Raw genomic sequence first — 19,348 nt, 5'->3', positions numbered from 1 at the left:
GGGGGCGCGGAGCGGTGACCGCCCCGCGCCCTTGAAGGTATCCCCTGAGATGATTCGTCCATGGATCTCTCGCTTCCCGAATCCCCTTCCCCCTAAGGACTTACGGCCCCGCCGGCCACTGGTCCTACGACGACGGCGTCCTCAGCGGATGGGCCGGGGCGCGACAGGACCGCTTCGTCTCACCCACCGAGGAATCCCTGGAACCGGCCTCCGACGCCCCCCGCCTCCTGGGCGCCCCGGAGGGGGACTTCCAGCTCATCGCCCGCGTCACCGTAGGCTTCAAGTCCCCGTTCGACGCAGGGGTGTTGTACGTCCACGTGGCAGACCGGGCCTGGGCCAAACTCTGCCTGGAACTCTCCCCGACCACTCCCACGGTCTGCACGGTGGTGACCCGGGGCCACTCGGACGACGCCAACTCCTTCACGGTGGACGGCAGTTCGGCTTGGCTCCGAATCAGCCGCACCGGCCGGGCCCTGGCCTTCCACGCCTCCCGCGACGGCGAACACTGGACCTTCGTACGCCTCTTCACCCTGGGCGACACGGAAGAGACGGGCGCGGCCCTGATCGGCTTCATGGCCCAGTCCCCGATGGGCGAACAGTGCGTGGTGACGTACGACCACATCGAGTACCGCCCGTACTGGCCAAAGGACTTGAGGGACGGCAGCTGACGGGGACTACCCGCTCCGCTCCCGCAACTCGGCCAACCGCCGCCGGTACAACGGCCCAGCGGCATGGGCCCCCCGAGCCTTACTGGGCGTGGACTGCTCGACCAGATGATGAGCGACGGCCTTGAGATGAGCCGACCAGGCCAGCACATGCTGCTGAGCGGGCCGCCCGCACTCCTGAGGCTCCCCGGGAAGGCAGAGCGGCAGAGCCGGACTCACCTTGTTCACGGCATGCCGCACACAACGAGCGATGGCGGCCCACTCCTCCTCACTCCGCCGCACCCCCGTACTGGCACTCTCCCACCCCCAGGGCCCGAAGTCGTCTCCATGGTCATCCACGCAAGAACTCCTGATCATCACGACAAACCAGACAGGGCGCGTAGATGCTAGCGGCCCGACCGGACCTCAACCGGAGACGGGCAAGGGGAAACCCGCGAACGGCGGGAAGGGGACGCACCGGGGGTGTCCGCCCGCAGCGGTCGGCGCATTCGCAAGCGACAAACCAAGAAACGCGTCAGCCGACCCGAAGACGGACACCCCCCGGTGCGGCACCGACTCACCCACGACGGATGGGCGCTACCCAAGCCCCCACCGAAGGGAACGGGGCTGCCGCAGGCATACGACCACGGCCGGACACGGCCATACGGCGAGGCGGGAATGAACCCCCCTGGTTGAACGTTCACGCAAGACGGCGGAGGAAGTCTCCGCACGAGACGACCGGAAAGAGCCGAAGACATGCGCGTCGAGATCTGGAGCGACATCGCCTGCCCGTGGTGCTACGTGGGCAAGGCCCGCTTCGAGAAGGCGCTGGCGGCCTTCCCGCACAAGGAGCAGGTGGAGGTCGTCCACAGGTCGTTCGAGCTGGACCCGGGCTGGAGCAAGAGCGAGAACGTCCCGGTCATCCCGATGATCGCGAAGAAGTACGGGATCAGCGAGGCCCAGGCGGAGGCGGCGGAGGACAACCTCGGCACGCAGGCGAAGGCGGAGGGCCTGGCGTACAGGACGAGGGGCAGGGACCACGGCAGCACGTTCGACATGCACAGGGTCCTGCACCTCGCGAAGGAGCAGGGCAGGCAGGACGAGCTGATCCAGATCTTCTACCGGGCGAACTTCGCGGAGGAGCGCTCCGTCTACACGGAGGGTGACGAACGCCTCGTGGAGCTGGCGACGGAGGCGGGCCTGGCCGCGGACGAGGTCCGCAAGGTGCTGGCGGACCCGGAGGCGTACGCGGACGCGGTACGGGAGGACGAGCGGGAGGCGGCCCAACTGGGCGCGACGGGCGTCCCGTTCTTCGTGCTGGACCGCAAGTACGGCGTCTCGGGAGCCCAGCCGGCGGAGGTCTTCGCACAGGCCCTCACCCAGGCGTGGGGCGAACGCTCCCCGCTGACGCTGCTGGACCAGGGCGACGCGGAGGCATGCGGCCCGGACGGCTGCGCGGTCCCGCAGCGCGAGGAAACGGCACGGTAACCGTTCTCCGTCAAGTGCCCCTTGAAGGTACGGCGTAGCAAGTGACGATGGACGACGGCCCCCGGCACCCGCACAGTGGACGTATGGAGACGCCGGAGACCTTCAAGGACCTCGTCCGCACCGAGTTCGCCCCCCGCACCACGTACCTCAACACGGCCAGCAGCGGCCTCCTCCCCGCCCGCAGTGTCACCGCGATCCAGGAAGCGGTGACGCTACGGGCGCAGGGACAGCCGCTGGACCCGCTGTGGGCGGACGTGGAGACCTGCCGAGCCGCGTACGGAAGGCTGGCCGGCGTCCCTGCGGAGCGCGTCGCGGCGGGCGCCTCGGTGGCCACGCACACGGGCCTGATCGCGGCGTCCCTCCCGCCCGGTGCCGAAGTCCTCACGGCGGAGGACGACTTCACGTCCGTACTGAACCCGTTCCACGTCCGGGGCGACCTGAAGGTCCGCACGGTCCCGTTGGACCGGCTGGCCGAATCGGTGCGCCCCGGCACGGAGTTGATCGCGGTCAGCGCGGCCCAGTCGGCGGACGGCCGCATCGCGGACCTCCCGGCGCTGAGGGAGGCGGCACGGCGGCACGGCGCCCGCACGTACGTCGACTTCTCGCAGGCGGCAGGCTGGCTCCCGTTCGACGCGAACGAGTACGACTACACGGCGAGCGTCACCTTCAAGTGGCTGCTGGGCCCGCACGGTTCGGCGTTCCTGACGGTCCCGGAGGACTTCGGCACCCTGGTCCCCCTCCTCGCGAGCTGGGTCGCGGCGGAAACCCCGTGGGACAGCTGCTACGGCCCGGTCACCGAACTCGCCCACTCGGCAAGGCGGTTCGACACGACACCGGCGCTGTTCAGCTACGCGGGCCTGCGGGCGTCCCTCGAACTCGTGGAGGAGATAGGGGTGTCGGCGATCCACGCGCACGATCTGAGCCTGGCCGACCGCTTCCGTACGGGAGTCGAGGCACTGGGCCACCGGGTGCTCCCGGCGGACGGCTCGGCGATCGTGTCGGTCCCCGGACTGGGCGTACGCCAGCCGGAGTTGGCGAAGAAGGGCATCCAAGTCTCCAACCGGGCGGGCAACTTGCGGGCGTCCTTCCACCTCAACAACACGCGGGAGGACGTGGACACCCTGCTGGCGGCGCTGCGCTGAGAACACCCGGCGCCCGCCCGTACGGTCAGCAGCCCTCCGGCCGTTCCCCCGTGCAGAGGTTCCCCTCCACGCGCCGCAGCATCGACAGGAACTGCGCCCGTTCCGGGCCGCTGAACCCGGCCAGGGCCCGCTCCTCCAGCTCCGTCCACACCCGCTCGACCTCCTCCAGGATGCGCGAGCTGGTGTCGGTGGCCTCGACGAGGACGGCGCGCCCGTCGGCCGGGTCAGGCAGCCGCCGTACGTGTCCGGCCTGCTCCAGTCGCTGGAGCATCTTCGTGACCGTGGAGGGGTCGAGGTCGAGGAGTTTCACCAGGTCGGACTGGCGGGCGGCGCCGCAGCCCCAGAGGTGCATCATCACCAGCTCCTGGCCGGGGTGCAGGCCGAGCCCGCGCAGCAGGCGCGCGCTGGTGTGGCGGTGCAGCCGGGCGGCGCGCATCAGGGCGTGGTTCATCGGACCGGAGCACCGCGTTTCGCCGGCGCTCGCGTGTTCCCCGGCGGTGTCCGTGTGGTCCCCGGCCTCCATCGCTCACTCCCCGCCTCGTTTTCCGCTGTCCGGAAGTCTACCGCCGACCCCGAGATGATTGGTCGGCCAAACAAGTGGGGTAGGGTGACGTCCGGCTACTTACTTGGTCGGCCATATAAATAGTGATGCGACCTGTTGCGCAACCGGTTGTGCAACTCGTCGTGCACCCCGCTGTCTCCTGGAGTCTCACGTGACCACCGCGTTCGATCCGATCGACCTCTCCGGCACCCCCCTCGCCAACCGCATTGTCATGGCCCCGATGACCCGCAGCCGTGCCGCCGAGGGCGGGCTGCCCACGGCCCTCACCGTCGAGTACTACGTCCAGAGGGCTACGGCCGGACTGATCGTCACGGAGGGGATTCAGCCGTCCGTGGTAGGCCAGGGCTACCCCAGTACCCCCGGACTGCACTCAGCCGAGCAGGTCGCCGCGTGGCGCGAGGTCACCGACGCCGTGCACGAGGCCGGTGGCCGGATCTTCGCCCAGCTCATGCACGCGGGGCGCATAGGCCACCCCTCGCTGCTGCCCGAGGGCGTCGTCAACGTCGGCGCCTCGCCCGTCGCCGCGAACGGGCAGGTCTTCACCGCCGAGGGCCCCAAGGACATGGTCGCGCCGCGCGAGCTGACCGGTGACGAGATCCGGGAGACCGTCCAGGACTTCGCCACCGCCGCCCGCAACGCGATCGACGCGGGCTTCGACGGCGTCGAACTCCACGGCGCCAACGGCTACTTGATCCACCAGTTCCTCGCGCCCGGCACCAACCACCGCACCGACGAATGGGGCGGTACGCCGGAGAAGCGCATCCGGTTCGCCGTCGAGGTCGCCCGCGCCGTCGTCGCCGAGATCGGCGCCGCCCGCACCGCGATCCGCCTCTCGCCCGGCAACCACCTCAACGACATCTCGGAGCCCGACCCCGAGCCCGCGTACACCGCGCTGATCGCCGAGCTGGACCGCCTGGACCTTGCCTACGTCCACGTCATGGAGGTCGGCGACATCCGCGAGCTGACCCTGACGCTGCGCAAGAGCTTCAGCAACGCGTTCGTCCTGAGCCCCGCGACCGACGGCCCCACCGGCCCCGACGCCCTCTCCCTCGTCGAGGACGGCACCGCGGACCTGATCGCCTACGGCCAGCTCTTCCTCGCCAACCCCGACCTCCCCGCCCGCCTGAAGTCCGGCGGCCCGTTCAACCAGCCCGACGCGGCGACGTTCTACGGCGGCACGGAGAAGGGCTACACGGACTACCCGACGCTGGGCTGACCCCCAGGAGGCTGACGCTCAGGGGCTGACTCTCAGGTAGGGGGGTGGGGGTACGAGGCAGAGGCGCCCGGCAGCACAGCCGCACGCCCCCCTCACCCCCTCATACCTCCGCCCTCACGCCCCCGTCGTCCCGTCGATCGCCTCGCGCAGGATGTCCGCGTGCCCGTTGTGCCGGGCGTACTCCTCGATCAGGTGGATGAGGATCCAGCGCAGACTGAGGGGCGTACCGGCGAACGGACCGTCGGCGAGGTGCCCGGTCTCGTCGAGGGAGTGCCCGGCGATCAGCTCCTGACTCCGGGCGATCTCCCGGTGCCATACGCCGAGCGCCTCGTCGAGACCCCGGTCGGGGGAGAGGCGGTAACCGGTCTTCTCCTCGTAGACGTACGGCACCTCAAGCCCCGCGAACGCCCGCTGGAACCAGTTCCGTTCGACCTCGGCCATGTGCTGGACGAGCCCGAGGAGCGTCAGCTCGGACGGCGCGGCGGCGGCCCGCCGCACCTGCTCGTCGTCCAGCCCGGCGCACTTCAGCTCCAGCGTCGTCCGGTGAAAGGCGAGCCAGCTCTCCAGCATGGCGGACTCGTCCGCCGTCCACGGCGGGACGGGCCGCCCGTCGGGAAGGGCGAGCGGGGGAGCGGGGGTGGAGGAGTCGGTCGTCATACGGGGAGCATGGCGCAGCCGACGGGGGTGCGCGGAGGATTTACGGCGGCGGCGTCGTGAAGACGCGGAGGATGGCCGAAACCCTCGTACCCCAGGACTACCCGGGTACCCCGGCGCACCTCGCGGGACGCCCGTGCCTTCGCCACCCCTCCAGTACCCCGTACCACAGGGGTAGCCGCGCGCGTAGTACCCCTATCCCCAAGCCCCTTCCGCGGCGCGCCCCGCCGCCCCGGCGTCCGCCTCCACCCCGCGCTCCACCAGCACGTCCCCGAGCACCGACAGGCACGCCACCACCACGTCCAACGCCGCGTGAGCCCCGTAGTGGTTCACCCGGATCATCTCGGCGGCCAGCGCACCCCCGCCCGCCGCGAGCGGCAGCGAGGGGTCGAGCTCCAGGGCCCGCGCGACCAGCTCCGAGGCCGGGACTCCCGACGGCGTCCGCAGGGTCGTGGCGACGGGGGCCGCCTCGACGGCGTCGTACACGTACGGCTCCAGGCCGCCGCCCAGCGCCCGTACGCCCGCGCGGGTCGCGGCAGCGGCGGAGGCGTGGCGGGACATGACCGTGTCCAGGCCCTCCGCCTCGATGCGCTCGACGCACGCCTCCAGCGCGAGCATCTCCAGCTGCGCGGGCGCGTGCGGGAGGGTCCCCCGGCCGGCGTCGACCCAGCGGTCCTTCCAGTCCAGGAGGGAGAGGTACGAGCGGCGCGGCGCCCCCGGGTTCGCGGCCATCCGCGCCCAGGCCCGCTCGCTCACCGACACCGCCGACACCCCGGCGGGCCCGCCCATCGCCTTCTGCGCGCCGATGACGCACAGGTCGACCCCCCACACCTCGGGCAGTACGGGTTCGGCGCCGATGGAGGCGACCGCGTCGAGGTAGAACAGGGCGTCGTGCTCCCGTAGTACCTCCCCGATCTCCGCGACGGGGTTCGTGTTGCCGGTCGCCGCCTCCGCGTGGACCAGGGACACGAAGTCGATCGCGGGATGCGCGGCGAACGCCTCCCGGACCTGCGCCGCCGTCACGGCCGTGTGGAACGGCACCGCGAGGTCGATCACCGTCGCGCCGCAGTCCCGCAGCCAGTTCCCGAAGGTCTGCCCGTAGGGGCCGGTGACGATGTTCAGCGCCGTCGTCCCGGGCCCGGCACTCGCCCGGATCGCCCCCTCCAGCGGCAGCAGCGCCTCGCCCTGCATGATCACGACGTCCTGCGAGGTGCCCAGCAGCTTCGCGACCCGGTCCTCGATCGAGGCGAAGTGCGCGGCGCTCAGCGGGGGAAGGTCGAGGAGGGGATGGGTGGTCACGGCGCTGCTCTTTTCGCTGCTCACGAACGGTCGACGCACAAGAGCGTAAACCCGTACCCGTTCATCCGTACGGCCCCCACCACCCCCGGCCCGATTTGAGAGACGGCCCGGCCTCCCTGATCGTCGGTACTACATCACTACGACCGCAGAGCCACATCAGGGAATACCAGGGCAACCCCCTACGGAGGTCCACGTGCACCCGCTCCCCGGCCGCCGTACCCGCCTGAAGGCCCTCACCGCCGCGGCCCTCCTCCTCGCCGCCCTCACCGCCTGCACGTCGAGCGACGACGGCGACAGCGGCTCCAGGACGGCCGCAGGCGGCGTGAAACTCGCCAAGGCCGGACAGCTCACCACCTGCACCCACCTGCCCTACCCCCCGTTCCAGTCGGAGATCGACGGCAAGGTGCAGGGCTTCGACGTCTCCCTGATCGACCTCGTCGCCAAGGACCTCGGCGTCAAGCAGACGATCCTCGACACCCCCTTCGAGAACTTCAAGACCGGCGCCTTCCTCAACTCGGGGGAGTGCGACGTGGCCGCCGCCGGCATGACCATCACCGCCGAACGCAAGAAGAACGTCGACTTCTCCGACCCCTACTTCGACGCCACCCAGGCCGTCCTGGTCGACAGGAAGAGCGGCCTCACCTCGCTCGCCGACGTCAGGGCGAAGAACGCCAAGCTCGGCGCCCAGGCCCAGACGACCGGCGAGGACTACGCGAAGAAACAGGGCTTCGACCCGGTCTCCTTCGAGTCCTCCGACGCCGTCCTCAACGGCCTGCGCACCGGCCAGGTCAAGGCCGTCATCATCGACTACCCGGTCGTACAAGGCTGGTTGAAGACCAAGGCCAACGCGGACGCCTTCAAGGTCGTCGACAACCTCAACACCGGTGAGCAGTACGGCTTCACGGTCGAGAAGGGCAACACGAAACTCCTCGCTGTCATCAACAAGGCGCTCGCACAGGCCCGTTCGGACGGCACGTACAAGACGCTGTACGAGAAGTGGATCGGCCCGTACGACGCCGCAGCGGCCTCGCCGTCCGCGTCATGACCGAACAGGGCGTGCAGACGGCGAAGCTGACGCGGCGCCAGAAACAGCGGCTGAGCCGCGCCGCCCAGTACGCCGTCTTCGTCGCCGCCGTCCTCGCCTTCGCCCTCGGCGCCGACTGGGGACGCCTGCGCAACCAGTTCGCGCAGGGCGACATCGCCCGCCAGATGTTCCCGGACGTCATCACGCTGGCCCTCAGGAACACGGTGCTGTACACGCTGTCGGGGTTCGCCCTCGGCCTCGTACTCGGCCTGCTCATCGCGCTGATGAGGCTGTCGTCCGTCGGCCCCTACCGCTGGGTCGCCGGGGTCTACATCGAGATCTTCCGGGGCCTGCCCGCCCTGCTCATCTTCGTCTTCATCGGCGTCGCCGTCCCGCTCGCCTTCCCCGGCACCGAGATCGTCGGCGGCACGTACGGCAAGGCCGCGCTCGCCCTCGGCCTGGTCGGCGCCGCGTACATGGCGGAGACGTTCCGCGCGGGCATCCAGGCGGTCCCCAAAGGGCAGACGGAGGCGGCCCGTTCACTCGGTTTCAGCTCCGCCCGCGCGATGCTCTCCGTCGTCATCCCGCAGGCCGTCCGCATCATCCTGCCGCCGCTCACCAACGAACTGATCATCCTGTTCAAGGACTCGTCCCTGGTGCTGCTCCTCGGCGTCACCCTGGAGGAACGCGAACTGTCCAAGTACGGGCGTGACTTGGCGAGTACGACGGCCAACTCGACGCCGATCCTGGTCGCCGGACTCTGCTATCTGCTGGTGACGGTGCCGCTCGGGTTCGTGGTCCGGCGGATGGAGTCCAAGTGAGCGACACGCAGAGCCATTTCGTGGCCCCCGAGATCCACGTCACCGGCCTCCACAAGGCGTTCGGCGACAACGAGGTCCTGCGCGGCATCGACCTGGAGGTCGCGCGCGGCGAGGTCGTCTGCGTCATCGGCCCCTCCGGCTCCGGCAAGTCGACGCTCCTGCGCTGCGTCAACCTGCTCGAACAGCCGACGCGCGGAAAAGTCGTCGTACGAGGAGTCGAACTCACCGACCCCGACGTCGACATCGACGCGGCCCGGCGGCAGATCGGCATGGTCTTCCAGCAGTTCAACCTCTTCCCGCACCTCACTGTCACCGAGAACCTCACCCTCCCCCAACGCCGGGTCCTGAAGCGGGACAAGAGGACCGCCGAGCGCGTCGCGCACGAGAACCTCGTCCGCGTCGGCCTCCAGGACAAGGCCCACGCCCGCCCCGCCTCCCTCTCCGGCGGCCAGCAGCAACGCGTCGCCATCGCCCGGGCGTTGGCGATGGGCCCCGAGGTGATGCTCTTCGACGAACCCACCTCCGCCCTGGACCCCGAACTCGTCGGCGACGTCCTCGCGGTGATGCGGATGCTCGCGGACGACGGCATGACGATGATGGTCGTCACACACGAGATGACGTTCGCGAGCGAAGTCGCGGACAGGGTGGTGTTCATGGACGGCGGGGTGGTGGTGGAGGAAGGGCCGCCGACCAGGGTCATCGCCAACCCGACCCACGAACGCACCCGCCACTTCCTGTCCCGCCTGCTGGACCCGGCGGCGGCTGAGGTCGAAGAAGGCGCTGACTAATGTGCTGCCCATGAACGATCAAGCGGTGCTGCATGTGAAGGGCCGGATCCTCGTCGGACCGGACGACATCCGCGACGACCTCTGGATCATCGACGGCCGCGTCTCCTACGACCGTCCCCCCACCGCCCGCGACATCCGTACCGTCGAGGGGTGGACGCTCCCCGGCCTCGTCGACGCCCACTGCCACGTCGGCCTGGGCCCGCACGGCCCCGTCGAACAGGACATCGCCGAGCAACAGGCCCTCACCGACCGCGAGGCCGGAACCCTCCTCATCCGCGACGCCGGTTCCCCCTCCGACACCCGCTGGGCCGACACCCGCGACGACCTCCCGAAGATCATCCGCGCCGGCCGCCACATCGCCCGCACCCGCCGCTACATCCGAGGCTACGCCCACGAGATCGAACCCGAGGACCTCACCGAGTACGTCGCCCAGGAGGCTCAACGAGGCGACGGCTGGGTCAAGTTGGTCGGCGACTGGATCGACCGAGAGGTCGGCGACCTCACCCCGACATGGCCCCGGGAAGCCGTAGAAACCGCTATCAGCAAAGCGCACACCCTCGGCGCCCGCGTCACCGCGCACTGCTTCTCCGAGGACTCCCTGCGCGACCTCGTAGAGGCCGGCATCGACTGCGTCGAGCACGCCACCGGCCTCACCGACGACACCATCCCCCTCTTCGCGGAACGCGGCGTCGCCATCGTCCCCACCCTCGTCAACATCGCGACGTTCCCGACCCTCGCGGCGGGCGGCGAGGCGAAGTTCCCCCGCTGGGCGGACCACTTGCGCCGCCTGCACGAACGCCGCTACGACACGGTCCGCAGCGCGTACGACGCCGGGGTCCCCGTCTTCGTCGGCACCGACGCCGGCGGCACCCTGCCGCACGGGCTCGTCGCCGAGGAGGTCGCCGAACTCGTCACCGCCGGGATCCCTCCCGTCGAGGCGCTCGCGGCGACGACGTGGAAAGCACGCGCATGGCTCGGGCGGCCCGGCCTCGACGAGGGCGCCCCCGCCGACCTCGTCGTCTACGCGCAGGACCCGCGAACGGACGTACGGGTACTGGCCGATCCGTCACACGTGGTGCTGAACGGCCGTGTCATGAGGTGACGTCGTGTCGAACACGTGAATGACGTACCCACGATCGTGTGAACTCGACCTGGTTCGCTGATCGTTCGCTCGTACTGCGTAATTCTTTCGGGGTCCCGAGCAATCACTACTGAGGGTCCCACCACAGTGACTAACACCAACTTCCGTATGCCCGCACGCCGTTTCGCCGCGATGGCGACGGCTACCGTCCTGGCCGCAGGTCCCGCGGTCCTGGCCGGCGCGAGTGCCGCGCATGCTACCGAGCAAGGTCGTGCCGGTGCCGTCGTCCTGCGCACCGGGCTTGACGTCTCCCTCCTCAACAAGACGGTCCAAGTCCCCCTGGCCGTCTCGCTGAACGAGGTCCAGGCGCCCGCGTCCGCGGAGAAGACCGCGCTCACGGCGACGCTGGACGGGGTCGACAAGGGGCAGCCGTTCAGCGTCCTCCGTGCGGATGTCGCCGAGGCGAAGGCGGATGTCCAGGAGAGCAAGGCCGAGGCGTCAAGTCGGCTCGCCCACGCGAAACTTCACGTTCCCGGGTTGCCGTTGCTGTCCCTCGTCGAGATCGAGGCGGTCAGCTCCAAGGCGGTCTGCGAGGTCGGGAAGGCGCCTGTCGCCGACGCCAATCTGCTGGGGGCGGTGACCGTGCTGGGCAAGAAGGTGACGGTGTCCGCCGGAGGGACGACCGAGGTCAAGGTGCCCGGGGTGGGGGAGGTGCGGCTCGATCTGTCCAAGCGGGAGACCACGTCCCGTACGGCTGCGGCCACCGCGCTCGAACTCTCCGTCAGCGTCAATCCGTTGAGCCTCAACGTCGCCGAGGTACAGGGGTCGTTGACGCTGGTCAAGTCGACCTGCGAGACGCCTGCGGCTCCGGTGCGGCAGACCGAGCCCCAGGGGGAGGCCGAGGAGGCTGCTGTCGAGCCGAAGGGGGAGCCGGTCGAGGCGAACCTCGCGGAGACCGGGGGTAGTTCGAGTACGCCGTACATCGCCGGTGGTGCTGCCGCGTTGCTCGCGGTGGGTGGGGGAGCGGTGTTTCTGGCTCGGCGGGGGCGGAGGAACTAGCGCCTAAAGGGGGAGGGGGAGGGGGCGGGGAACAGTGGCGGGTGCAGCGCCGTAGTGGCTGGTCGCGCCCACGCGGCGGTAGCCGCAGATCGACACAGCCCCGCGCCCCTAAAAGAACGCAGGTCACCCGGCCCTTTCTCATGCACCCAACGACGCTCGGCGTCCGCCCAGTACCTTCTCCAGCACAGCCAAGAACCCCTCCGTCGTCCCCCTGTCCCTCACCGCCAACCTCAACCACTCCCCGTCCAGCCCCGGAAACGTGTCCCCCCGCCGCACGGCGTACCCCGACTCCCGCAACCGCTCCCGCACAACCTCCGCCCCAGGAACCCGCACCAACACGAACGACCCCTCCGCCGGCCCCACCACGTGAACCCCCAACTCCCGCAACCCGTCCACCAGATGAGCCCGGTCGACGGCGATCCGCCGCGCCGCCCCCTCCGCCTCCGCCAACGCCCGCGCCGACACACACGCCTCCGCAGCCGCCAACGCGGGCGTCGACACCGGCCACAGTGGCTGCGCCCGCTCCAGCGCCCGGATGACCTCCGGCTCCGCCAGCACGTACCCGATCCGCAGCCCCGCCAGCCCCCACGTCTTCGTCAGACTCCGCAGAACCACCAAGCCGGGTACGTCAGTTCGCCCGGCGAGTGTCTCCCGCTCACCCGGCACCGCGTCCATGAACGCCTCGTCGACCACCAACACCCGCCCAGGACGGGCGAGTCCGGTGATCGACGAGGAGGGGTGCAACACCGACGTCGGATTCGTCGGGTTGCCGATCACCACCAGGTCCGCGTCCTCGGGAACCAGCCCCGGGTCCAGCCGGAACCCGTCCTCGGCCCGCAGCAGTACGCGCCCCACACCGTGCCCGGCATCCCGAAGGGCCGCCTCGGGCTCGGTGAACTGCGGGTGCACGACGACAGGCTGACGGACCTTCAGGGCGCGAGCCAGCAGCACGAACGCCTCCGCCGCCCCCGCCGTCAGCAGCACCCGCTCCACCGGCAGCCCGTGCCGCGCCGCGACGGCGGCCCGCGCGGCCCGGCCGTCGGGATAGGCGGCCAGGCCGGTCAGCGAGTCGGCGATGTGCGCCCGCAGCCACGAAGGCGGCGTGTCCGTACGGACGTTGACGGCGAGGTCGACGAGGTGGGAACCGTCGTCGCGGACCTCGGCGTCGCCGTGGTGGCGCAGATCGTGGCTGTCAGTGGGCATGGGAGTGCGAGTGGCCGTGGGAGTGGCCGTGGTGATGGTGGCCGTCGTCGTCGGGGTGGAAGTGCGGCTGCTGCGCCGCCCCCACCTTGTCCTCGAAGCCGGGCAGCGCGATCCGGTACACGCACGAGTCGCAGTTCATCCGGATGTCGCCCTGGACGGCCTCCGCGTACCGCTCCATCACCAGATCCAGCAACTCCGGCTCGGGGCCTATGACTTCGGCGGAGAAGACCTCCACCTCGGGATGCGCGGCGGCCCACCCCTCGGTCTGGTGGCGGACCCGGTCCGGCAGGATGCCGGTGAACAGGAAGTAGGGGAGGACGACGATCCGCCGCGCCCCCAGCTTCACGCACCGGTCGAGCCCGCTCGGCACGTCCGGCGCCGCGAGCGACACGAACGCGGTCTCGACACCGGCGTACCCACGCCCCTCCCACAGGAGCCGGGCCGCCTTGTACACCTCGGCGTTGGCGTCGGGGTCGGTCGAACCGCGCCCGACGAGCAGCACCATGACGTCGGCACGGTCCTCGGGCGTACGTGCGGACGAACCGCCGAGCGCCTCCTCCAACCGCCGCTCCAGGACGGCGAGCAGAGCCGGATGCGGGCCCAGCGGACGGCCGTAGGTGTACGAGATCCCGGGGTGGCGCTCCTTCTCGCGGGCGAGCGCGGCGGGGATGTCGCCCTTGGCGTGCCCGGCGGACACCAGCATCAGCGGCACGGCGGCGAAGCGGCGGACGCCCTGCTCCACCAGTTCGGTCACGGCGTCGCCGAGTGGCGGCGGAGACAGCTCGATGAAGCCCCCGGCGACCGGCAGTTGAGGGTTGCGGCGCCCCAACTCCCGTACGAAGTCGCGGAACGCCTCGGCACCGGCGTCGTCCCGGGTGCCGTGGCCGGCGATGAGCAGGGCGGGCGGCGGGGTGGTCACTGAATCTCCTCGGAAGCGGAACTCGGTTGGTACAGCAGGGCGTTGAGCGCGGCGGCGGCAACCGCCGAACCGCCCTTCTCGGACACGTTGGACACGGCGGGCAGCCCGCTCCCGCGCAGCGCGGCCTTCGACTCGGCCGCCCCGACGAACCCGACGGGCAGACCGATGACGAGGGCGGGGGAGGCGTCCAGGGTCAGCAGCTCCTCCAGCGCGGTCGGCGCACAGCCGATCACCCAGATCGCCCCCGGCCCGACCTCCTCGTACGCCAGCCGGACCGCGTGGGCCGAACGGGTCAGCCCCGGGCCGGACCTGGCGTCCTTCAGCCGGCAGACGGTCTCCCGCCGGGTGATGCCGGCCGCGACCATCTCCACGTCGACGACGACGGGCGCACCGGCGTGCAGCGCGATGTGCGCCGCCGCCAACTCGCCCTCGTCCAGGACGAGATCGGCCGCGTAATCCAGATCGGCGGCGGAGTGGATGACCCGCTCCACCACCGCCCGCGACAGGGGCGGGAAGTGCGAGGTGTCCAGGCGGGCGCGCAGCCGCCGGAAGGACTCCTGCTCGATGGGGTGGACGACCCGGTTCGTCGGGTCCCCTGCGATCGGGCTCACCGCGCCTCCTCCTGCCAGCGGTAGCCGCGCGGCGTCACCATGCGCCCCGCGATGATCCTGGTGGCCGTGTTGCCCACGGTCACGACGGTCATCATGTCGACCGTCGCCGGGTCGAGTTCACCCAGGGTGGACACCCGGCTCGACTCGTCGGCGCGCGAGGCGTTCCGTACGACCCCGACGGGGGTCGACGCCGACCGGTGCTCGGACAGCAGCGCCAGCGCCTTCGGCAACTGCCAGTCCCGGCCCCGCGAACGGGGGTTGTAGAACGTGACGACCAAGTCGGCCTCGGCCGCCGCCCGTACGCGCCGCTCGATGACCTCCCACGGCGTGTGCAGGTCGGAGAGGCTGATCGACACGTGGTCGTGCCCGAGCGGCGCCCCCAGGATCGCCCCGGCCGCGAGCGCGGCGGTCACCCCGGGTACGCCGATGACGTCGATGTCGTCCGATGCCTCGGCCAGCGCGGGCGACGCCATCGCGTACACGCCCGCGTCCCCGCTGCCGATCAGCGCGACGGCCCGACCCTTGCGCGCCTCGGCGACAGCGGTCCGCGCGCGCTCCTCCTCGGCGCCAAGTCCCGACTCCAGCACGACAGTTCCGGGCCGCAGCAGGTCGCGGACCTGATCGACGTACTGATCCAGGCCGACGAGCACGGACGCCCGCCGCAACTCCGCCTTCGCGCGCGGCGTGAGGAGATCCCGGGCCCCCGGACCGAGCCCGACCACCGCGAGGCGCCCCCGCACGGGAAGCCGTACGACAGCACAGGTCGCCATCGCCGGAGAACCCGCCGACTTCCGCTTGGGGACGAGGAGTTCACCACCCCCGACCAGCGCGGCGGCCTCCGCGACGGACGGCGTCCCCACGGCGGCGAGCGGCGCGTCCGAGGGATTCGGCACCTCGACCCCGGCCAACTCCTCGGCGGAGTACGTCACCACGGACACCCCGAGCCGCGCGGCGGCCTCCAGGATGCCGGGCTCCTCCGACTTGGCGTCCACCGTGGCGAGTCGAGCGACACTGCGCGCCGACAACCCCGCGTCCCGCAAGGCGTCCTCGATCACCGACAGCACCTCGTCGACGGGCGCACCCCTGGAGGCGCCGACACCGACGACGAGGGACGGCGGACGCAACAGGACTTCCCGGGAGGCCGGTTGGACAGCGCGGTCCGTCAACCGCACCGTGTACGAACCGTCGGCGGCGAACGGCACCGGAGGCAACGGCCACGGCACCTCCGCCTCCAGCACGACCGGCTCCCCGTCGAGCAGAGCCCGCGACACGGCCGCCACATCACCCTCGACCGGCACCCCGAGCATGTCAAGACCGGCCACCCCGACGGAGTCCGTCGCCGTGGTCACCACAGGCTGAGCCCCCAGCAACTCCCCGACCTCCACGGCGAGTTCATTGGCCCCACCGCCATGCCCGCCGAGCAGCGACACGGCGAACCGCCCGCCCTCGTCGACACACACCACCCCGGGATCGGCCCCCTTGTCCGACAGCAGCGGCGCGAGGATCCGCACCGTCGCCCCCGTCGCCAGGAAGCACACCACCTGCTCGCACTCCGCGAACGCGGCCCGCAGGGCGTCCCCCACCGCCCCGTCGTACACCCGCGTACGGTCCGGCCAGGCCACGGCCAGCCGGTCCCGTGCCGCAGCCCCCGCCGACGTGGCGGAAATCAGGCCGATCACTGAGCAACTCCTTCGTCAGAAAAGGACGTTCGCACGCCCCACAGCAGAAACACGGGATTGGTGGCCGCGAGCCGCGTCACATCCCCCGGCAGCGGCGCGAGCCGCGACGACTGCAACAGCACCCCGTCACAGGAGAACCCGGCACCGGACAGCGCCGCCCGCACGGCGGGCACCCGGTCGAGCGCGGCCATCGCCACGACGACCACGCGCCGTGCCCGACGGGCGCACTCGGCGACGATGGCGGGCAGCTCACCGCCCCCACCGCCCACGAACACGGCGTCAGGATCGTCGAGTTCAGCCAGCACGGCAGGCGCGACCCCATGCACCACATGGACGTCGACCCCGTGCGCGGCGGCGTTCGCCCGCACCCGCTCCACCCCGTCCGCCGCCTTCTCGACGGCCGACACGGCAGCCCCGAACCGCGCGCACTCCACGGCCACGGACCCCGACCCGGACCCCACGTCCCACACCAACTCCCCGGCCCGGGGCCCGAGTCGGGCCAGCGCGAGCGCCCGCACCTCGAACTTCGTGATCATCGAGTCCCGGTGCGCGAAGTCGCCCTCCGCCAGGGCCCACCCCTCCGGAAAGGCGAACCCCCCGGCCAGCGACCGCACTTGAGTACGGGAACGCCGCGCGTCGAGACACAGCACGACACTCACCGCCGTACCCCAGTCCCGCGCAGCCGCCTCCTTCGGCGTCACCCGCTCGACCCGCTCCAGCGCCGGATCACCCAGCGCCGTCCCGACGACCAACTCCCGCTCGTACCCGAGGAGTCCGGCCCCCAGCTCGGCGGGCCCGCCCCCGGGCCCGGTCAACACGGCCACCTTGGGAAACGCCCGGCACACGTTCACGGCGACCCGGGGGTCCCGCCCGTGCGCGCTCACCACGACCGCGTCGTCCCAGACAACTCCCAGCCGGGCGAAGGCGGTCGCCACCGACGACACCCCCGGCCGCACGTCCAGCGCCCCCGGCCCGAACCGCTCGGCGAGCGACCGCACGACCCCGAAGAACCCCGGATCACCGGAGGCGAGCACGACGACGCGCCGCCCCTCACCGACGTACTTCTCCACGACGTCGAACGCGGGCGCGAGCGGGCCGAGAACGATCGTCGAGGCACCCTCGGGAAGCGCGACCGCGGACAGATGCCGCCGCCCCCCGACGACCAACTCCGCGCCGTCCAGCACCTCTTGGGGAACCGGCGACCCGGTCCCCGTACCGACGACGGTGATCACGTACTCGCACCCCGTTCACGCCGCAGCGCCTTGCGGGCCTCCGGGTCGGCCTTGCGGTACCCGTGGAAGTGGCCGGGGTGGTAGAGGTGCGAGCGGGTGCCGCGCGCGCCGAGCGCCGGGCCGATCAGGAACAGCGTGTGCTTCCACAGCTTGTGCTCCTTGACGGTCTCCTCCAGCGTCTCGATCGTGCACCGCACGACCAACTCCTCGGGCCACGTGGCCTGGTAGGCGATCACGACCGGCGTCGACGTCGGGTAACCCCCTTCGAGCAGCTCCCGCACGAGCTGTCCGCTGCGCGCCGCCGACAGGAAGACGGCCATCGTCGTACCGTGCCGCGCGAACTCCCGCACCTCCTCGCCGGGCGGCATCGGCGTCTTGCCGCCGCCGAGGCGGGTCAGGACGACGGACTGCGAGACCTCCGGGACCGTCAGCTCGCGCCCCGCGATCGCCGCGACCGCCGAGAACGACGACACCCCGGGCACGATCTCCGTCTCGATGCCGAGTTCCTCGCACCGGTCGAGCTGCTCCTGCGTCCCGCCCCACAGCGCCGGGTCACCGGAGTGGATGCGGGCCACCTTCAGGCCGTCCAGGTACGCGCGCTCGTACACGGCGACGACGTCCTCCAGCGACATCGTCGCCGAGTCGAGGATCTCCGACCCCTCGCGCGCATGTTCCAGCACCTCCGCCTGGACCAGGCTCGCCGCCCAGATCACCACGTCCGCCTCGGCTATGGCCCGGGCGGCCCGGAACGTCAGCAGATCGGCGGCGCCGGGGCCGGCACCGACGAACGTCACCTTGCCGGTGGGGGCATCGGCCATGGGGGAGAGTCCTTTCAGAAAGGGGTTACTGGAGCGTTACCGGCACACCGACGGCCGTACGGGCCGCCGACCTGCGGACATGCGCGAACAAGGGGAGATCGGATACGAAGTCCTCATGGCGGTCTTCGTCGCGCTCGGCGCGTTCCTGATGACGCTGGCCGGCGGCTGGACGGCACAGCGGGTGACCGACCGCCGCCATCTGGTGCTGGGCCTGGCGGGCGGCCTGATGCTGGGCGTCGTCGGCCTCGACCTGCTCCCCGAGGCCCTCGACGCGGCGGGCAACGAGGTGTACGGCGTCCCCGCCGCCCTCCTGCTCTTCGTCGCGGGGTTCCTGCTGGCCCATCTGGTGGAACGCCTCCTCGCGCTCCGCCAGGCCGCGCACGGCGCGGAAGAGCACCTTTACTCGGCTCCGCCTCCGGCGCGCTCCAGTCGGTGTCGAGCGGCCGACCGTGCTCAGCCCTTCGGGCCTCCGCGCGCTCGACCACTCGACACCGACGCGCCCCGGAGGCTCCGCGACGGCCGCGCCCCCGAGGTCGGTCTCACGGCCGCCGCCGCGATGGTCGGCCACAGCGCCATGGACGGCGTCGCCATCGGCGCGGCCTTCCAGGTCGGCGGGGGTATGGGGACGGCCGTCGCGCTCGCCGTCATCGCCCACGACTTCGCCGACGGCTTCAACACGTACACGATCACGAGCCTCTACGGAAACGCCCGCCGCAAGGCCCTGACCATGCTGTTCGCGGACGCCGCGGCCCCCGTCGCCGGCGCCCTCTCGACGACGTTCATCACCGTCCCGGAGCAACTGCTCGGCGGCTATCTCGGCTTCTTCGGCGGCGCTCTCCTCTACCTCGCCGCCGCCGAGATCCTCCCCGAGGCCCACCACGACCACCCGGCCCGCTCGACGGTCCTGTGCACGATCGCGGGGGTGGCGTTCATCTGGCTGGTGGTGGGACTGGCGGGGTGAGGGTTGCGGAAACGGTTGCACAAACTCGCGGGCCGACGACCGTTGTGCAACCGCTTGCACAAACCGCCGGCCCGACCGCTGCTCCCGGCCCGACCCCTGTTGTGCAACCGCTTGCACAACCCGCCGCCGTACGACGGAACGCGGCTC

At 71.2% G+C, this 19,348-nt stretch carries 19 protein-coding genes and 1 pseudogene; 10 read left to right on the top strand and 10 right to left on the bottom strand.

Annotated features, from left to right (window positions below; all coding sequences use genetic code 11):
- Positions 1-60: 60 nt before the first annotated feature.
- Positions 61-668 (top strand): annotated as a pseudogene (locus ACQCO7_RS09825) (DUF1349 domain-containing protein).
- 6 nt (positions 669-674) lie between these two features.
- Here the strand turns inward: ACQCO7_RS09825 and ACQCO7_RS09820 are convergent.
- A complete protein-coding gene (locus tag ACQCO7_RS09820; protein WP_464071449.1) occupies positions 675-1,004 on the bottom strand; it encodes a hypothetical protein in 330 nt (109 codons plus the stop codon).
- 396 nt (positions 1,005-1,400) lie between these two features.
- Here ACQCO7_RS09820 and ACQCO7_RS09815 point away from each other — a divergent pair, with 396 nt between their 5' ends.
- Both ACQCO7_RS09815 and ACQCO7_RS09810 read left to right on the top strand, forming a co-directional pair.
- Complete coding sequence (locus tag ACQCO7_RS09815) at positions 1,401-2,132, top strand: DsbA family oxidoreductase (RefSeq protein ID WP_464071448.1); 732 nt, start codon at positions 1,401-1,403, stop codon at positions 2,130-2,132.
- Positions 2,133-2,215: 83 nt separating this feature from the next.
- Positions 2,216-3,274, top strand: a complete 1,059-nt coding sequence (locus ACQCO7_RS09810; RefSeq protein ID WP_464071447.1) for an aminotransferase class V-fold PLP-dependent enzyme — start codon at positions 2,216-2,218, stop codon at positions 3,272-3,274.
- A 25-nt stretch (positions 3,275-3,299) separates the two neighbouring features.
- Here ACQCO7_RS09810 and ACQCO7_RS09805 read toward each other — a convergent pair whose 3' ends face one another.
- Complete coding sequence (locus ACQCO7_RS09805; protein ID WP_464071446.1) at positions 3,300-3,725, bottom strand: MarR family winged helix-turn-helix transcriptional regulator; 426 nt, start codon at positions 3,723-3,725, stop codon at positions 3,300-3,302.
- A 262-nt stretch (positions 3,726-3,987) separates the two neighbouring features.
- Between ACQCO7_RS09805 and ACQCO7_RS09800 the strand changes: the two genes are divergently transcribed.
- Complete coding sequence (locus tag ACQCO7_RS09800; protein ID WP_464071445.1) at positions 3,988-5,052, top strand: alkene reductase; 1,065 nt, start codon at positions 3,988-3,990, stop codon at positions 5,050-5,052.
- 114 nt (positions 5,053-5,166) lie between these two features.
- On the opposite strand, the gene ACQCO7_RS09795 is transcribed toward ACQCO7_RS09800, so the two are convergent.
- Together ACQCO7_RS09795 and ACQCO7_RS09790 are read right to left on the bottom strand one after the other, a co-directional pair.
- A complete protein-coding gene (locus ACQCO7_RS09795) occupies positions 5,167-5,709 on the bottom strand; it encodes a DinB family protein (RefSeq protein WP_464071444.1) in 543 nt (180 codons plus the stop codon).
- Positions 5,710-5,901: 192 nt separating this feature from the next.
- Positions 5,902-7,005, bottom strand: a complete 1,104-nt coding sequence (locus ACQCO7_RS09790; protein ID WP_464071443.1) for a pyridoxal-phosphate-dependent aminotransferase family protein — start codon at positions 7,003-7,005, stop codon at positions 5,902-5,904.
- A 193-nt stretch (positions 7,006-7,198) separates the two neighbouring features.
- On the opposite strand from ACQCO7_RS09790, the gene ACQCO7_RS09785 reads away from it, so the two are divergent.
- The 5 genes from ACQCO7_RS09785 to ACQCO7_RS09765 all read left to right on the top strand — a co-directional run bounded on the left by ACQCO7_RS09785 (position 7,199) and on the right by ACQCO7_RS09765 (position 11,778).
- Entirely contained in the window at positions 7,199-8,050 is an 852-nt protein-coding gene (locus ACQCO7_RS09785; protein ID WP_464071442.1) for a transporter substrate-binding domain-containing protein, read from the top strand.
- A complete protein-coding gene (locus tag ACQCO7_RS09780; protein WP_464071441.1) occupies positions 8,047-8,850 on the top strand; it encodes an amino acid ABC transporter permease in 804 nt (267 codons plus the stop codon). Before ACQCO7_RS09785 ends, ACQCO7_RS09780 begins: the two co-directional genes overlap by 4 nt.
- Complete coding sequence (locus ACQCO7_RS09775; protein WP_464071440.1) at positions 8,847-9,638, top strand: amino acid ABC transporter ATP-binding protein; 792 nt, start codon at positions 8,847-8,849, stop codon at positions 9,636-9,638. The genes ACQCO7_RS09780 and ACQCO7_RS09775 overlap by 4 nt, the downstream gene beginning before the upstream one ends.
- A gap of 10 nt (positions 9,639-9,648) precedes the next feature.
- Complete coding sequence (locus tag ACQCO7_RS09770) at positions 9,649-10,740, top strand: amidohydrolase family protein (RefSeq protein WP_464071439.1); 1,092 nt, start codon at positions 9,649-9,651, stop codon at positions 10,738-10,740.
- A gap of 147 nt (positions 10,741-10,887) precedes the next feature.
- Positions 10,888-11,778 (top strand): SCO1860 family LAETG-anchored protein, encoded by an 891-nt coding sequence (locus ACQCO7_RS09765; protein WP_464071438.1) that lies wholly within the window; start codon positions 10,888-10,890, stop codon positions 11,776-11,778.
- Positions 11,779-11,916: 138 nt separating this feature from the next.
- On the opposite strand, the gene cobC is transcribed toward ACQCO7_RS09765, so the two are convergent.
- From cobC to cobM, 6 genes are read right to left on the bottom strand one after another with little or no spacing between them, the layout of a single operon-like run.
- On the bottom strand, positions 11,917-12,981 hold the full coding sequence (cobC, locus tag ACQCO7_RS09760) for an Rv2231c family pyridoxal phosphate-dependent protein CobC (protein WP_464071437.1): 1,065 nt from the start codon (positions 12,979-12,981) through the stop codon (positions 11,917-11,919).
- Positions 12,971-13,900: a sirohydrochlorin chelatase gene (locus ACQCO7_RS09755; RefSeq protein ID WP_464071436.1), complete on the bottom strand. Its 930-nt coding sequence runs from the start codon at positions 13,898-13,900 to the stop codon at positions 12,971-12,973. Before ACQCO7_RS09755 ends, cobC begins: the two co-directional genes overlap by 11 nt.
- Complete coding sequence (locus ACQCO7_RS09750) at positions 13,897-14,511, bottom strand: precorrin-8X methylmutase (RefSeq protein WP_464071435.1); 615 nt, start codon at positions 14,509-14,511, stop codon at positions 13,897-13,899. The genes ACQCO7_RS09755 and ACQCO7_RS09750 overlap by 4 nt, the downstream gene beginning before the upstream one ends.
- Positions 14,508-16,190: a precorrin-3B C(17)-methyltransferase gene (cobJ, locus tag ACQCO7_RS09745; RefSeq protein ID WP_464071434.1), complete on the bottom strand. Its 1,683-nt coding sequence runs from the start codon at positions 16,188-16,190 to the stop codon at positions 14,508-14,510. The genes ACQCO7_RS09750 and cobJ overlap by 4 nt, the downstream gene beginning before the upstream one ends.
- On the bottom strand, positions 16,187-17,422 hold the full coding sequence (gene cbiE, locus ACQCO7_RS09740; RefSeq protein WP_464071433.1) for a precorrin-6y C5,15-methyltransferase (decarboxylating) subunit CbiE: 1,236 nt from the start codon (positions 17,420-17,422) through the stop codon (positions 16,187-16,189). Before cbiE ends, cobJ begins: the two co-directional genes overlap by 4 nt.
- Complete coding sequence (gene cobM / locus ACQCO7_RS09735) at positions 17,419-18,240, bottom strand: precorrin-4 C(11)-methyltransferase (RefSeq protein ID WP_464071432.1); 822 nt, start codon at positions 18,238-18,240, stop codon at positions 17,419-17,421. Before cobM ends, cbiE begins: the two co-directional genes overlap by 4 nt.
- Positions 18,241-18,355: 115 nt before the next feature.
- Here cobM and ACQCO7_RS09730 point away from each other — a divergent pair, with 115 nt between their 5' ends.
- Positions 18,356-19,201 (top strand): ZIP family metal transporter, encoded by an 846-nt coding sequence (locus ACQCO7_RS09730; protein ID WP_464071431.1) that lies wholly within the window; start codon positions 18,356-18,358, stop codon positions 19,199-19,201.
- Positions 19,202-19,348 lie beyond the last annotated feature (147 nt).

This window comes from Streptomyces saintjeani (assembly GCF_055409605.1).
The sequence above is the reverse complement of the archived record's forward strand: the minus strand, read 5'-3'. Positions and strand labels throughout refer to the sequence as shown.